The organism is Streptomyces sp. NPDC046909 (genome assembly GCF_040644695.1).
In the GTDB taxonomy this organism is placed as follows: domain Bacteria; phylum Actinomycetota; class Actinomycetes; order Streptomycetales; family Streptomycetaceae; genus Streptomyces.
In genome coordinates, this window is sequence record NZ_JBEYXC010000013.1 from 98,470 (window position 1) to 112,242 (window position 13,773).

At 68.4% G+C, this 13,773-nt stretch carries 15 protein-coding genes; all 15 read right to left on the bottom strand.

Translation table 11 applies throughout. From position 1 onward, the window contains the following. Nucleotides 1-4: 4 nt before the first annotated feature. Nucleotides 5-451 carry a DUF2550 domain-containing protein gene (locus ABZ928_RS35860; RefSeq protein ID WP_289922516.1) on the bottom strand — a complete coding sequence of 149 codons (447 nt, stop codon included), beginning with the start codon at nt 449-451 and terminating at the stop codon, nt 5-7. Between the two features lie 130 nt (nt 452-581). Then, complete coding sequence (locus ABZ928_RS35865) at nt 582-956, bottom strand: F0F1 ATP synthase subunit epsilon (RefSeq protein WP_046262507.1); 375 nt, start codon at nt 954-956, stop codon at nt 582-584. Nucleotides 957-1,072: 116 nt separating this feature from the next. Continuing rightward, complete coding sequence (gene atpD / locus ABZ928_RS35870; protein WP_361528165.1) at nt 1,073-2,509, bottom strand: F0F1 ATP synthase subunit beta; 1,437 nt, start codon at nt 2,507-2,509, stop codon at nt 1,073-1,075. Beyond that, nucleotides 2,509-3,426, bottom strand: coding sequence for a F0F1 ATP synthase subunit gamma (locus tag ABZ928_RS35875; protein ID WP_361528167.1), 918 nt, complete (start codon nt 3,424-3,426; stop codon nt 2,509-2,511). Before ABZ928_RS35875 ends, atpD begins: the two co-directional genes overlap by 1 nt. A gap of 20 nt (nt 3,427-3,446) precedes the next feature. Further along, the gene (gene atpA / locus ABZ928_RS35880) at nt 3,447-5,039 is read right to left on the bottom strand and encodes a F0F1 ATP synthase subunit alpha (protein WP_361528169.1); all 1,593 of its coding nucleotides are present in this window, start codon (nt 5,037-5,039) and stop codon (nt 3,447-3,449) included. Between the two features lie 130 nt (nt 5,040-5,169). Next, entirely contained in the window at nt 5,170-5,991 is an 822-nt protein-coding gene (locus ABZ928_RS35885) for a F0F1 ATP synthase subunit delta (RefSeq protein ID WP_361528171.1), read from the bottom strand. Further along, nucleotides 5,988-6,539: a F0F1 ATP synthase subunit B gene (locus tag ABZ928_RS35890; RefSeq protein ID WP_361528173.1), complete on the bottom strand. Its 552-nt coding sequence runs from the start codon at nt 6,537-6,539 to the stop codon at nt 5,988-5,990. The genes ABZ928_RS35885 and ABZ928_RS35890 overlap by 4 nt, the downstream gene beginning before the upstream one ends. Nucleotides 6,540-6,581: 42 nt before the next feature. Continuing rightward, entirely contained in the window at nt 6,582-6,812 is a 231-nt protein-coding gene (gene atpE / locus ABZ928_RS35895) for an ATP synthase F0 subunit C (RefSeq protein ID WP_006381669.1), read from the bottom strand. A gap of 83 nt (nt 6,813-6,895) precedes the next feature. After that, nucleotides 6,896-7,735 carry a F0F1 ATP synthase subunit A gene (gene atpB / locus ABZ928_RS35900; RefSeq protein WP_361528175.1) on the bottom strand — a complete coding sequence of 280 codons (840 nt, stop codon included), beginning with the start codon at nt 7,733-7,735 and terminating at the stop codon, nt 6,896-6,898. Between the two features lie 210 nt (nt 7,736-7,945). Beyond that, the gene (locus ABZ928_RS35905; RefSeq protein WP_361528177.1) at nt 7,946-8,377 is read right to left on the bottom strand and encodes a hypothetical protein; all 432 of its coding nucleotides are present in this window, start codon (nt 8,375-8,377) and stop codon (nt 7,946-7,948) included. A gap of 299 nt (nt 8,378-8,676) precedes the next feature. Then, nucleotides 8,677-10,008 carry an MraY family glycosyltransferase gene (locus ABZ928_RS35910; protein WP_361528179.1) on the bottom strand — a complete coding sequence of 444 codons (1,332 nt, stop codon included), beginning with the start codon at nt 10,006-10,008 and terminating at the stop codon, nt 8,677-8,679. Nucleotides 10,009-10,158: 150 nt separating this feature from the next. Further along, nucleotides 10,159-11,400: a serine hydroxymethyltransferase gene (gene glyA, locus ABZ928_RS35915; protein WP_361528181.1), complete on the bottom strand. Its 1,242-nt coding sequence runs from the start codon at nt 11,398-11,400 to the stop codon at nt 10,159-10,161. Nucleotides 11,401-11,542: 142 nt separating this feature from the next. Continuing rightward, entirely contained in the window at nt 11,543-12,223 is a 681-nt protein-coding gene (locus ABZ928_RS35920; protein ID WP_361528183.1) for a protein-tyrosine-phosphatase, read from the bottom strand. Next, nucleotides 12,220-12,867, bottom strand: coding sequence for an L-threonylcarbamoyladenylate synthase (locus ABZ928_RS35925; protein ID WP_361528185.1), 648 nt, complete (start codon nt 12,865-12,867; stop codon nt 12,220-12,222). The genes ABZ928_RS35920 and ABZ928_RS35925 overlap by 4 nt, the downstream gene beginning before the upstream one ends. A gap of 50 nt (nt 12,868-12,917) precedes the next feature. Continuing rightward, a complete protein-coding gene (prmC, locus tag ABZ928_RS35930; protein WP_361528187.1) occupies nt 12,918-13,763 on the bottom strand; it encodes a peptide chain release factor N(5)-glutamine methyltransferase in 846 nt (281 codons plus the stop codon). Nucleotides 13,764-13,773 lie beyond the last annotated feature (10 nt).

Genomic DNA, 13,773 nt, shown 5'->3' on the forward strand with positions numbered 1-13,773 from the left:
GTAACTAGGCGACATTGACGCGCTGACCGGGCGGGGCTGCTTCCAGCCACGCGAGAAAACCGGTCAGCGCGTCTTCGCTCATGGCGAGTTCAAGACGCGTGCCCCGGTGCAGACAGGTCAGGATGACGGCGTCGGAGAGCAGCGCCAGCTCCTCCTCGCCCTCGGGCAGCCGGCGCCCGGCCACCTCGATCGCGGCGCGCTCCAGGACGCGGCGCGGGCGGTAGGCGTAGGAGAAGACCCGGTACCACTCGATGCGGTCGCCGTTGTAGCGGGCGACGCCGTAGCTCCAGCCTTTGCCGCTGGTGTCGGTCTTCTCCGGGACGTCCCAGCGCAGCGAACAGTCGAAAGTGCCGCCGGAGCGCTGGATGAGCCTGCGCCGAAGGCCGAAGACGAACAGTCCCAGCACCACGAGCGCCACGACGATTCCGCACACAGTCAGAGCGAGGACCATCGGCACCGACCTCCTCGTCTACTCGGTAACGGAATGGAAAAAACATCCACATTTGCCTCAGCCGCGACCAGGGCCGGATTCCTCCGGTCCCAGCCGCGGCTGAGTCACGTCATAAGCGAACGCGCTGGGGTCAGCGCGTCGCCGCCGCACGGATACGTACGTCCGCACGGCGCTCGGCGGCGGCGTCACCCTCCGCCTTCGCACGCTCCAGCTCGCGCTCCGCGCGCTGGACGTCGATCTCGTCCGACAGCTCGGCGATCTCGGCCAGCAGCGACAGCTTGTTGTCCGCGAACGAGATGAAACCGCCGTGCACCGCGGCGACGACCGTTCCACCATCACTCGTACGGATGGTCACCGGGCCCGACTCCAGCACACCGAGCAGCGGCTGGTGACCGGGCATGACGCCGATGTCGCCGGACGTGGTGCGCGCGACGACAAGGGTGGCCTCGCCGGACCAGACCTCTCGGTCGGCCGCGACCAGCGCGACGTGCAGCTCAGCAGCCAAGGTGGCTCCTCGGGTCACCACCCGGCGGTTGTGCCGGGTGTTGGTTACAAGTCTAGTAGGCGTGAAAGAGGGGGCGGGACGTACCCCGCCCCCTCAGTCGAACTCGGTCAGCGAGTTCAGGAGACGCCGAGCTCCTTGGCGTTGGCCTTGAGGTCCTCAATGCCACCGCAGAGGAAGAACGCCTGCTCCGGGAAGTGGTCGTAGTCGCCGTCGATGATCGCGTTGAACGCGGTGATCGACTCGTCCAGCGGCACGTCCGACCCGTCGACGCCGGTGAACTGCTTGGCGACGTGGGTGTTCTGGGACAGGAAGCGCTCCACGCGACGGGCACGGTGGACGACGAGCTTGTCCTCTTCGCCCAGCTCGTCGATACCGAGGATCGCGATGATGTCCTGAAGGTCCTTGTACTTCTGGAGGACCGTCTTGACGCGCATCGCGGTGTTGTAGTGGTCCGCCGCGATGTACCGCGGGTCGAGGATGCGGGACGTCGAGTCCAGCGGGTCCACGGCCGGGTAGATGCCCTTCTCGGAGATCGGACGGGAGAGAACCGTCGTCGCGTCGAGGTGGGCGAAGGTGGTGGCCGGGGCCGGGTCGGTCAGGTCGTCCGCGGGGACGTAGATCGCCTGCATCGAGGTGATCGAGTGACCACGGGTCGAGGTGATGCGCTCCTGGAGGAGACCCATCTCGTCGGCCAGGTTCGGCTGGTAGCCCACCGCGGAGGGCATACGGCCGAGCAGGGTCGACACCTCGGAACCGGCCTGCGTGAAGCGGAAGATGTTGTCGATGAAGAACAGCACGTCCTGCTTCTGCACATCGCGGAAGTACTCCGCCATGGTCAGACCGGCGAGGGCCACACGCAGACGGGTGCCCGGGGGCTCGTCCATCTGACCGAAGACCAGGGCGGTCTTGTCGATGACGCCCGAGTCGGCCATCTCCTCGATGAGGTCGTTGCCCTCACGCGTGCGCTCACCGACACCGGCGAACACGGAGACACCGTCGTGGTTGTTGGCGACGCGGTAGATCATCTCCTGGATGAGCACCGTCTTGCCGACGCCGGCACCACCGAACAGACCGATCTTTCCACCCTTGACGTACGGGGTGAGAAGGTCGATGACCTTGACGCCGGTCTCGAACATCTCGGTCTTCGACTCGAGCTCGTCGAAGTTCGGGGCCTTGCGGTGGATGCCCCAGCGCTCGCCCTCGTACTTCTCGTCGACGTTCAGCACCTCACCGAGGGTGTTGAACACCTTGCCCTTGGTGAAGTCGCCGACCGGGACCGTGATGGAGGTGCCGGTGTCGGTGACCGGGGCCTGGCGGACCAGACCGTCGGTGGGCTGCATCGAGATGGTGCGGACCAGGCCGTCACCCAGGTGCTGGGCGACCTCCAGGGTCAGCGTCTTCTTCGCGCCGTCCTGGGCCGGGTCGGCCACCTCGACGTGAAGGGCGTTGTAGATGTCGGGCATGGCGTCGACGGGGAATTCCACGTCGACGACCGGGCCGATGACCCGGGCGACGCGGCCCGTGGCAGCGGCCGTCTCAACTGTCGTCGTCATTACCTGTCACTCCCCGCGGTCGCGTCGGCCAGGGCTGCGGAGCCACCGACGATCTCGCTGATTTCCTGGGTGATTTCGGCCTGGCGGGCCGCGTTGGCAAGACGGGAGAGCGTGGTGATCAGCTCGCCCGCGTTGTCGGTCGCCGACTTCATCGCGCGCCGCGTGGCGGCGTGCTTCGAAGCGGCCGACTGGAGAAGCGCGTTGTAGATGCGGCTCTCCACGTAGCGCGGCAGAAGGGCGTCGAGGACGTCCTCCGCCGAGGGCTCGAAGTCGTACAGCGGAAGGATCTCGCCCTTGGGCGCGGCCTCCGCGGCGACCTCTTCGAGGCTGAGCGGCAGCAGGCGGTCGTCGAGCGCCGTCTGCGTCATCATCGAGACGAACTCGGTGAAGACGATGTGGAGTTCGTCCACGCCGCCCTCGGCCGTGTCCTTCTCGATGGCCTCGATCAGCGGACCCGCGACCTTCTTCGCGTCCGCGTACGTGGGCTCGTCGGTGAAGCCCGACCACGACTCCACGACCTTGCGCTCGCGGAAGTTGTAGTGAGCCAGACCGCGGCGGCCGACGATGTACGTGTCGACCTCCTTGCCCTCGGCCTCAAGACGCTCCGTCAGCTTCTCGGCCACCTTGATGGCGTTGGAGTTGAAGGCGCCGGCGAGACCGCGGTCGCTCGTCAGGAGCAGCACCGCGGACCGCGTGACCGTCTCGGCCTGCGTGGTCAGCGGGTGCTTCGTGTTCGAGCCGGTACCGACCGCCGTGACCGCGCGGGTGAGCTCGGTCGCGTACGGCGTGGAGGCCGCCACCTTGCGCTGCGCCTTGACGACGCGCGAGGCGGCGATCATCTCCATCGCCTTGGTGATCTTCTTGGTCGCGGTGACGGTTTTGATGCGACGCTTGTAGACCCGGAGCTGCGCTCCCATGAGTCAGGTCCCTTCCGTCGTCACTTGCCGGCGGCGGCCGGGGCGTCCTCGCCGAGAAGCTTGCCGTCCGAGGTCTCGAACTGCTTCTTGAACTCGGCGATCGCGTCGGCAACAGCGGTGAGGGTGTCGTCCGACATCTTGCCGCCCTCCTTGATGGAGGTCATGAGGCCCTGCTCCTTGCGGTGCAGGTACTCAAGCAGCTCCTTCTCGAAGCGGCGGATGTCGGCGACCGGGACGTCGTCCATCTTGCCGGTGGTACCGGCCCACACGGAGACGACCTGGTCCTCGGTCGGCATCGGCTGGTACTGAGCCTGCTTGAGCAGCTCGACCAGACGCTGACCGCGCTCCAGCTGGGACTTCGACGCGGCGTCCAGGTCGGAACCGAAGGCGGCGAACGCCTCCAGCTCGCGGTACTGGGCCAGGTCGAGGCGCAGTCGGCCGGAGACCTGCTTCATCGCCTTGTGCTGCGCGGAACCACCGACTCGGGAGACGGAGATACCGACGTTCAGCGCGGGGCGCTGACCGGCGTTGAAGAGGTCCGACTCCAGGAAGCACTGGCCGTCGGTGATGGAGATGACGTTGGTAGGGATGAACGCCGAGACGTCGTTGGCCTTCGTCTCGACGATCGGCAGACCCGTCATCGAACCGGCGCCCAGGTCGTCCGAGAGCTTCGCGCAGCGCTCCAGCAGACGGGAGTGCAGGTAGAAGACGTCACCCGGGTAGGCCTCACGCCCCGGCGGGCGGCGCAGCAGCAGCGACACGGCGCGGTAGGCGTCGGCCTGCTTCGACAGGTCGTCGAAGATGATGAGGACGTGCTTGCCCTCGTACATCCACTGCTGACCGATGGCCGAACCGGTGTACGGCGCCAGGTACTTGAAGCCGGCCGGGTCGGACGCCGGGGCGGCGACGATGGTCGTGTACTCGAGCGCGCCGGCCTCTTCGAGGGCGCCACGCACGGAGGCGATGGTCGAGCCCTTCTGGCCGATGGCGACGTAGACGCAGCGGACCTGCTTCTTCGGGTCGCCGGAGCGCCAGTTGTCGCGCTGGTTGATGATCGTGTCGACGGCCAGGGCGGTCTTGCCGGTCTGGCGGTCACCGATGATCAGCTGACGCTGGCCACGGCCGATCGGGGTCATCGCGTCGACGGCCTTGTAGCCGGTCTCCATCGGCTCGTGCACCGACTTACGGGCCATGACGCCCGGAGCCTGCAGCTCAAGGGCGCGACGACCGCTGGTCTCGATCTCGCCGAGGCCGTCGATCGGGTTGCCGAGGGGGTCGACGACACGGCCGAGGTAGCCCTCGCCCACGGCGACCGACAGGACCTCGCCGGTACGCGTGACCGGCTGGCCCTCCTCGATGCCGCTGAACTCACCGAGGACGATGGCGCCGATCTCGCGCTCTTCCAGGTTGAGCGCGAGGCCGAGGGTGCCGTCCTCGAACTTCAGCAGTTCGTTGGCCATGGCCGAGGGGAGACCCTCGACCTTCGCGATGCCGTCGCCGGCAAGGGTGACCGTACCGACCTCCTCGCGCGAGGCCGCGTCCGGCTTGTACGACTGGACGAAGTTCTCCAGCGCGTCCCGGATCTCCTCCGGCCGGATCGTGAGCTCCGCCATCTGGGTTCCCTGCTCTCCTTGTTGGGCCCGAAGTTTCAACTTGGGGGGATGGGGACTCCCCCTCAAAGAAGGTGAATCCTCTGCACGGCCCAACCGGGCCGTCTGTACGTACTGCTTATGAAGTTGCTGCTCAGCCCGCCAGGCGGCGGCCGGCGTCCTCGATACGGTCCGCGAGGGAGCCGTTGATGACCTCGTCACCGACCTGCACCCGGATACCGCCGAGGACCGCGGGGTCCACGTCGATGTTGAGGTGCATCGTGTGGCCGTAGAGCTTCGCGAGAGCGGCGCCCAGGCGCTGCTTCTGCGTGTCGCTCAGCGGCACCGCCGAGGTGACGACGGCGACCAGCCGGTCGCGGCGCTCGGCGGCGAGCTTGGACAGGGACTCCAGTCCCGTCTCCAGGCTACGTCCCCGCGGCGCGGTCACAAGACGCGTCACCAGACGCTCGGTGGTCGCATCGGCCCGGCCGCCGAGCAGGCTGCGCAGCAGCTCGCCCTTGGCCGACGCCGTCGCGGCGCGGTCGGTCAGCGCGGAGCGCAGCTCGGTGTTCGAGGAGACGATCCGGCCGAACCGGAACAGCTCGTCCTCGACGTCGTCGAGCGCGCCGCCCTGCTGTGCGGCGGTGAGGTCGGCGATGTTCGCCAGCTCCTCCAGGGCGTCCGCCAGGTCGCGGGACTGCGACCAGCGGGAGCGCACCAGGCCGGCCACCAGATCGGCGGTCTCGCCGCCCACCTGGCCGCCGAGGAGGCGCTTGGCCAGTTCGGCCTTGGCCTCGCCGGCCTGCGCCGGGTCGGTGAGGACCCGACGCAGCGACACCTCGCGGTCGAGCAGCGCGGTGACGGCGGCCAGCTCGTCGGCGAGCGTGCCGGCGTTCACGGACGTGTTGTCCGTCAGCGCGTCGAGACGCTCACGTGCCGAAGCCGCAGCCTCGCGGCTCGCTCCGTGCGCTGTCATCGAGCCGCCTCGGCCTTCTCCTCGAGCTCGTCGAGGAAGCGGTCGATGACGCGGGACTGCCGGGCGTGGTCCTCGAGGGACTCGCCGACGAGCTTGCCGGCCAGGTCGGTGGCGAGCTTGCCGACGTCCTGGCGCAGCGCGGAAGAGGCGGCCTTGCGGTCGGCCTCGATCTGCGCGTGACCGGCGGCGACGATCTCCTCGCGCTGCCGCTGGCCTTCCGCGCGCATCTCGGCGATGAGCGTGGCGCCCTGCTCCTGCGCCTCCTGGCGCAGCCGCGCGGCCTCGTGACGGGCCTCCGCCAGCTGGGCCTTGTACTGCTCGAGGACGCTCTGGGCCTCGGTCTGTGCGGCCTCGGCCTTCTCGATACCGCCCTCGATGGCCTCGCGCCGCTCTTCCAGAACCTTGTTGATGGTCGGGAGGAGCTTCTTGGCGAGGAAGCCGAAGACGATGACGAAGGCGATCAGGCCGATGACGAGCTCCGGCCACGGCGGAACGAGGGGGTTCTCCTTCTCCGCCTCGGCCGCAAGCTGAACCAGTGCGTGGTTCACATCAGTGCCTTTCGTCGAATGGGGCTGTCGTCAGGGCTCGTCTTAGTAGACGAACGGCATGACGAGGCCGATGAGGGCCAGCGCCTCACAGAACGCGAAGCCGAGGATCTGGTTGGCGCGGATGAGGCCGGCCGCCTCGGGCTGGCGGGCGAGAGCCTGGGTGCCGTTACCGAAGATGATGCCGACGCCGACGCCCGGGCCGATCGCGGCGAGGCCGTAACCGATGGAGCCGAGGTTGCCTTCGACCGCAGCGAGGGTCTGGAGAGCGGACATGCCGGTTCTTCCTTCTCTTTCAGTGACCGGTGGGGGTTGGCCACCGGATGTCTCTGGGGGGGGTGTTGCGGGGCGGGCGGTGCTCAGTGGTGCTCGGCGAGCGCGCCCTGGATGAAGGTGCAGGTCAGGAGGACGAAGACGTACGCCTGAACCGCCTGGATGAAGAGCTCGAAGGCCGTCATGATGATGACCATCACGAAGGAGACCGCCGAGTAGGCGATACCGATGCCGTTGAGCATGTACCAGCTGGCGATCGTGAACAGCAGCAGCAGGGTGTGACCGGCGAACATGTTCGCGAAGAGTCGCACCGCGTGCGTGAACGGACGGACGATCAGGTTCGAGAAGAACTCGATGGTCATCGCGAGCGGGAGCACCGGGCCCAGCGACTTGTCGTAGCCGGTGAAGTTCTTGAAGGCACCGACGAAGCCGTGACGCTTGAACGTCAGCGGGACCCAGACCAGGTAGACGACCGCCGCCAGCACCATCGGGTAGGCGATGATCGAGGTCACCGGGAAGGAGGCGAGCGGCACGATGGACCAGAGGTTCATGATCCAGATGAAGAAGAACAGCGAGACGGCGAGCGGTACGTACTTCTCGCCCTCCTTCTTGCCGATCGTCTCGTAGACGATGCCGCGGCGTACGAAGTCGTAGCCGGCCTCGGCGACCATCTGGAGCTTCCCGGGGACCAGCTTCGGCTTCGCGAACGCGGCCCAGAAGAAGCCCACGATGATGATGGAACCGAGGAGGGCCAGCAGCATCGGCTTGTTGAAGTAGAGGCCGTTGCCGTCGGCGTCGCCCCAGAGCGGCTCGAACAGGAACGAGTGCAGGCCCGGAGCCGGGAAGCCGCACCCGTCGAACAGGTGACAGCTCGTGTCGAAAGCGAGCGTCTGCGTCGGGTCAGCACTCACCGCGGGCTCCTTCATCGTGGCGCATAGGTACGGCAACCTCGTTGTGTCGGCGCGGCGCGGGGCCGCGATTCGGCACGGGACTGGTGTTACGGATGTGGGGGCGGCTGGGGGGCATCTCGCCTCGCGATTGAGCAGGCGTCAGCTCAGATGCCCGCGCCCGCGATGCCGCAGTTGGCACCGGACGATAGCAGGGTCTCTCATGCACATTTATCCCGCCCCTACCTCTCACGACGAGTGCCCGGACTTTTCGGACTTGTTGCCCGAATCGGGTTCGACGTAGAGGATCTTGGACTTCATGTGCGCACGCGTCTGTGCGGCGATCCACGTGAGGGTGCCGACGACGAGCGTGAGAGCGAAAGCCTTGGGGTGGAACAGCGTCGTGTTCTTGAACGCCGCGACAAAGATGAACAGCAGCAGGATCTGAGCCGCGTAGAGCATCAGACCCATCGCCTGGAACAGGTGCGGAAGCGATTTGGCAGTGCGCTGCAGAACGTAGAGGCCGATCCCCATGAAGAGGATCACGATCGCTGTCGCGACGAGCGCCCCGATGGCCCCTTTGCCGCCGGCGACCACACCACTGACGACGGCGGCAATCGCGCCGACGGCAGCCGTGGGCACGGCAGCCTGGGCCAGGATCCGGACGTCGTTGGACGGCATGGCGGCAACTCCGCTTTCAAAGGGGGAAGGGGTGTCGTCATGGACGAGCGTAGTCCCGGACTGAGAGGGGACCTCACACCAATGGACCGTCGCACTACGGTCCTTCGGCTCTACCCGGGGTTCTCGTGAACCGTATCACAAACTATTTGATGAGGTCTTTACCTGGTTGGTGTGCTCGCTGTCACACATGAGAGTGACCGTGCGCGTCTGTGCGGAAACAGGGCCAACTTGTCTGGTATTGGAGCGCTTTGCTCCCCCACGACTTGGCAATGCTCTAGTCAGATTCTTACCTTGCCGCGTCAGCGCGACGACCCGGCTTTCCGCCTGTCCAGGAAGCGCGAACGGGCGCCGATGGCGGTCGCTCCGTTGACGCCGGATACCCCAGAGACACTGACGGCGACCGGCGTGCGCTCCTGCTCCTCCTCCAACACCGGGGCGACCGGGGCGGGTTCCACGGCGGCCCTGCGGCGGCGGTAGCGCGGCGGCACGAACGCCTGGGCCCACTTCGGGGCACGCGGCGTGAAGCGCGGCAGCAGCAGGAGGATCAGCCCGATCGCGCTGAGGAACACCACACCGAGCACGATCCACATCGACGCCGAGTTCACGGAGTAGGCGAGCGCGCCGAACGCGATCAGCGCCGACCAGAAGTACATGATCAGCACCGCGCGGCTGTGCGAGTGCCCGATTTCCAGGAGCCGGTGGTGCAGATGCCCGCGGTCGGCGGCGAACGGCGACTGACCGCGCCAGGTGCGGCGCACGATGGCGAGGATCAGGTCGGCGGCCGGGATCGCGATGATGGTCAGCGGCAGCAGCAGCGGGATGTAGACCGGCACCGTCTGCTGCACGGCCTCGCGCTCGGACCCCGCGAACAGCTTCAGCGCGTCCGGGTCGACCTGCCCCGTGATGGAGATCGCACCGGCGGCCAGCACCAGGCCGATGAGCATCGAGCCGGAGTCGCCCATGAAGATCCGCGCCGGGTGCATGTTGTGCGGCAGGAAGCCCAGGCACATGCCCATGAGGATCGCCGAGAACAGCGTCGCGGGGGCGGCGGCCTCGATGCCGTACGACACCCAGACCCGGTAGGCGTAGAGGAAGAACGCGGCGGACGCGATGCACACCATGCCCGCGGCGAGGCCGTCGAGGCCGTCGACGAAGTTGACCGCGTTGATGGTGATGACGACCAGCGCCACCGTCAGCAGGGTGCCCTGCCACTGGGTCAGCGCGACATTGCCCACACTCGGGATCGGCAGCCACAGGATCGTCAGACCCTGCATGACCATGACGCCGGCGGCGATCATCTGGCCGCCCAGCTTGATCAGGGCGTCGATCTCGAACTTGTCGTCCAGGACGCCGATCAGCCAGATCAGCGCGGCGCCGCTGAGCAGCGCCCTGGGCTCGTTCGACTTGTCGAAGACCTCACTGAGGTTGGTCAGGTGGTCGGCGACCAGCAGTCCGGCGCACAGGCCGAAGAACATGGCGATACCGCCGAGCCGCGGAGTCGGTTCCCGGTGCACGTCACGGGCCCTGATCTCCGGCATCGCTCCGGCCACGATCGCGAACTTCCGTACCGGCCCTGTCAGCAGATACGTCACCGCGGCCGTGATGCAGAGCGTCAGCAGGTATTCACGCACGGGCTTCCCCACAGGTCTCGCTGGCCATCTCAGCCCCACACCCTAGCGATGCGCGCATATGGATGGGGACTTCCGGGTAGCGACGATGGTTGCACGTGTGGCTGTGCGCCCAGGTTGCATCCAGGTGTACGAGGGTGCGGTTACCCCCGCTCAGCCGGGATACGGCGGAAATCCCCCGACCAGCTCCCGCACTTCTTCACGTACTTTCTGGGCCTCGCTCTCGCCCCGGAGCACCCCCGCGAGCAGGACGGCGATCCGCGCCGTCTCCGCCTCCCCCATCCCCTGCGTGGTCGTGGCCGCCGTGCCCAGCCGCAGGCCCCGGGCGTCCGCGTGCGGCAGCGCGCAGCAGTCGAGGACGACCCCGGCCGCCGCGAGCCGCCCTCTGGCCGTCCGTCCGTCGACGCCGAGCGGGGCGGGGTCGGCGGTGACCAGGTGGGTGTCGGTACCGCCCGTGGTCACGACGAGCCCCTCGGCGGCCAGCCCCGCCGCGAGAACCCTCGCATTGGCGACCACCTGATGGGCGTACGCCGTGAAGGCCGGTGTTGCCGCCTCGCCGAACGCGACGGCCTTGGCGGCGATGGTGTGCATCTGCGCGCCGCCCTGCGTGAACGGGAACACCGCCCGGTCGACCCGCTCGGCCAGCTCGCCACCGCACAGGATCATGCCGCCGCGGGGGCCGCGCAGCACCTTGTGGGTGGTCGCGCAGACGACATCGGCGTACGGCACCGGGCTGGGCGCGGCTCCCCCGGCGACGAGCCCGATGGGGTGGGCGGCGTCGGCGATGAGATAGGCGCCGACCTCGTCGGCGACCTCGCGGAAGAAGGCGTAGTCGATGTGGCGTGGGTAGGCGATGGACCCGCAGACGATGGCCTTGGGCCGGTGATTCCGTGCGAGCGTGCGCATCTGCTCGTAATCGATGAGCCCGGTCTCCGCGTCCACCCCGTACGGCACGAAGTCGAACCAGCGGCCGGAGAAGTTGGCGGGCGAGCCGTGGGTGAGATGCCCGCCGTAAGGCAGCCCGAGGGCGAGGACGGTGTCCCCCGGCCGCAGCAGCGCGGCGTACGCGGCCAGCACCGCGGAGGACCCGGAGTGGGCCTGCACATTGGCGTGCTCGGCCCCGAACAGCGCCTTCGCCCGATCGACGGCGATCCGCTCGGCGACATCGACGATCTCGCACCCACCGTGATGCCGGGCCCCCGGATACCCCTCGGCGTACTTGTTGGCGAGCGGCGACCCCAGAGCCGCCAGCACCGCCGGCGAGGAGAAGTTCTCGGCGGCGATCAACTGCAACGACGTCGACTGCCGGTCCAGCTCCCCGAGCAGGATCTCCGCTAGCTCGGGGTCCTGCCGCCGCAGGGCGTCAACGGTCTCGGGGGCATGGGTGACCGACATGATGGACTCCGGGGCGTCGACGGTGACGTACGTCCAATGTAGGCCCGGGACCCGTGGGGTGCTCGGTCGTCACGTCCTCGCAGGTACTCCAGTGAGCGCAGTGACCACCGGAACCCAATCCCTGACTCGGCTCCGGCCCGCGTCACATCCGCGCAGGCACACCCGTCAGCGCCGTCACCACCGGATCCACCGCCTGATGTATCTCGTCCCCGATCGACCTAAAGAACGTCAGCGGTGCCCCGTACGGGTCGTACACCTCGTCCGCCTCCGCCGTCGGGGCCAGAAGCCACCCGCGTAGAGCCGCCGCCGCGCGTACCAGGGCGCGGGCGCGGGCGACCACGCCGTCCTCCAGAGGGGGCAGCGTGGTGGGGTCTATCGCGCGGACCAGGCGGGTGAACTCCTTCAGGGTGAAGGTGCGCAGGCCCGCCGAGTGGCCCATGGAGATGACCTGCTGGCGGTGGTCGCGGGTGGCGGTGAGGACGAGGTCGGCCATGATGACGTGTTCGTCGAGGAGCTCGCGGCCGGTGAAGCCGGTCGCGTCCGCGCCGAAGTCGGCCAGCACGGTCTCCGCGTTGGCCTCCATGGGCGCGCCTTCGTGACCCCAGGTGCCCGCGCTCTCCACGAGCAGCCCGCCGCCGAGGACGCCGAGCCGCTGGTGCACGTAATGGCGGGTGAGGCGCTCGGTGATGGGCGAGCGGCACACGTTGCCGGTGCTGACGTGGAGGATGCGGAAGGTGTCACGCGGGAGGCCCACGAACGTGGTCGTGATCTCCGCCGCGCTTTCCCCGTTGCCTATGCCACGCCCCGCTTCAGGGGCTGTCAATTGGCCACCTCGAGGTCTGGTACGACCTTCCGCAGCTCCTCCGCGGAGATCGCGCCCGCGCGAAGGAGCAGCGGTACCTCGCGCGTCACGTCGACGATCGACGACGGGACGTTGCCGGGGGTGGGGCCGCCGTCCAGGTACACCGAGACCGAGTCGCCGAGCATCTCCTGCGCGGCGTCACAGTCCTCGGGGGCGGGGTGGCCGGTCAGGTTCGCGGAGGAGACCGCCATGGGGCCGACCTCCGTCAGCAGCTCGATCGCCACCGGGTGCAGCGGCATACGGACGGCCACCGTGCCCCGCGTGTCCCCCAGGTCCCACTGGAGCGACGGCTGGTGCTTCGCCACGAGGGTCAGCGCGCCCGGCCAGAACGCGTCGACCAGCTCCCAGGCCCGCTCGGAGAAGTCCGTGACCAGACCGTGGAGGGTGTTCGGGGAGCCGATGAGGACAGGGGTCGGCATGTTGCGGCCCCGGCCCTTCGCCTCCAGGAGGTCCTGGACGGCCTCCGAGGAGAACGCGTCGGCGCCGATGCCGTACACCGTGTCCGTCGGGAGGACCACCAGCTCGCCACGGCGGACGGCGGACGCGGCTTCGCGCAGACCGGTCGAGCGGTCGGTCGCGTCGTTGGTGTCGTATCGCCGTGCCATTTAGCGGGCCTCCTCGTACACGTACTGCTGGCTGAGAGTCTGGGGGACGGTCACGGCAGCGCCTTGCGGGCCGTCGCGAACCGCGGGCGGTTGTTGAGGTCCGGGTGGTCGGCCGCGTCGGCCCAGCCCCGTTCCTCGGTGAAGATCCACGGCACCTGGCCGCCCTGGGTGTCGGCGTGCTCGATGACGACGACGCCGCCCGGACGCAGGAGCCGGTGGGCGGTGCGTTCCAGGCCGCGGATCAGGTCGAGGCCGTCCTCCCCTGAGAACAGGGCGAGTTCGGGATCGTAGTCCCGCGCCTCGGGAGCGACGTACTCCCACTCGGTCAGCGGGATGTACGGCGGGTTGGAGATGACCAGGTCGACCTGGCCGTCGAGGTCCGGGAAGGCGTCCAGGGCGTTGCCCTGACGCAGGTCGACCCTGGACCCCTCGACGTTCTTGCGCGTCCACCGGAGGGCGTCCTCGGACAGCTCCACGGCGTGCACGCGGGAGCGCGGGACCTCCTGGGCGAGGGCGAGAGCGATGGCGCCGGAGCCGGTGCACAGGTCGACGATGCAGGGCTCGACGACGTCCATGGCGCGTACGGCGTCTATCGCCCAGCCGACCACGGACTCGGTCTCGGGCCGGGGCACGAAGACGCCGGGGCCGACCTGGAGCTCCAGGTAGCGGAAGTAGGCGAGGCCGGTGATGTGCTGGAGCGGCTCGCGCTGCTCACGGCGGGCGATGACCTCCCAGTACCGGGCGTCGAAGTCCGCGTCCTTCACGGAGTGCAGCGCGCCCCGCTTCACACCGTGCACGAACGCGGCGAGCTCCTCCGCGTCGTTGCGCGGCGAGGGCACGCCGGCGTCGGCCAGCCGCTGGGTGGCCTGGGCCACCTCTGCGAGCAGCAGGTTCACGCAAGTCCTC

Coding starts and splice junctions, on each gene's coding strand:
- ABZ928_RS35925 (WP_361528185.1), bottom strand. CDS start 12,867: ATGGCACGGCGATACGACACCAACGACGCGACCGACCGCTCGACCGGT.
- ABZ928_RS35860 (WP_289922516.1), bottom strand. CDS start 451: ATGGTCCTCGCTCTGACTGTGTGCGGAATCGTCGTGGCGCTCGTGGTG.
- ABZ928_RS35875 (WP_361528167.1), bottom strand. CDS start 3,426: ATGGGAGCGCAGCTCCGGGTCTACAAGCGTCGCATCAAAACCGTCACC.
- atpB (WP_361528175.1), bottom strand. CDS start 7,735: ATGAAGGAGCCCGCGGTGAGTGCTGACCCGACGCAGACGCTCGCTTTC.
- glyA (WP_361528181.1), bottom strand. CDS start 11,400: ATGTCGGTCACCCATGCCCCCGAGACCGTTGACGCCCTGCGGCGGCAG.
- ABZ928_RS35905 (WP_361528177.1), bottom strand. CDS start 8,377: ATGCCGTCCAACGACGTCCGGATCCTGGCCCAGGCTGCCGTGCCCACG.
- atpE (WP_006381669.1), bottom strand. CDS start 6,812: ATGTCCGCTCTCCAGACCCTCGCTGCGGTCGAAGGCAACCTCGGCTCC.
- atpD (WP_361528165.1), bottom strand. CDS start 2,509: ATGACGACGACAGTTGAGACGGCCGCTGCCACGGGCCGCGTCGCCCGG.
- ABZ928_RS35885 (WP_361528171.1), bottom strand. CDS start 5,991: ATGACAGCGCACGGAGCGAGCCGCGAGGCTGCGGCTTCGGCACGTGAG.
- atpA (WP_361528169.1), bottom strand. CDS start 5,039: ATGGCGGAGCTCACGATCCGGCCGGAGGAGATCCGGGACGCGCTGGAG.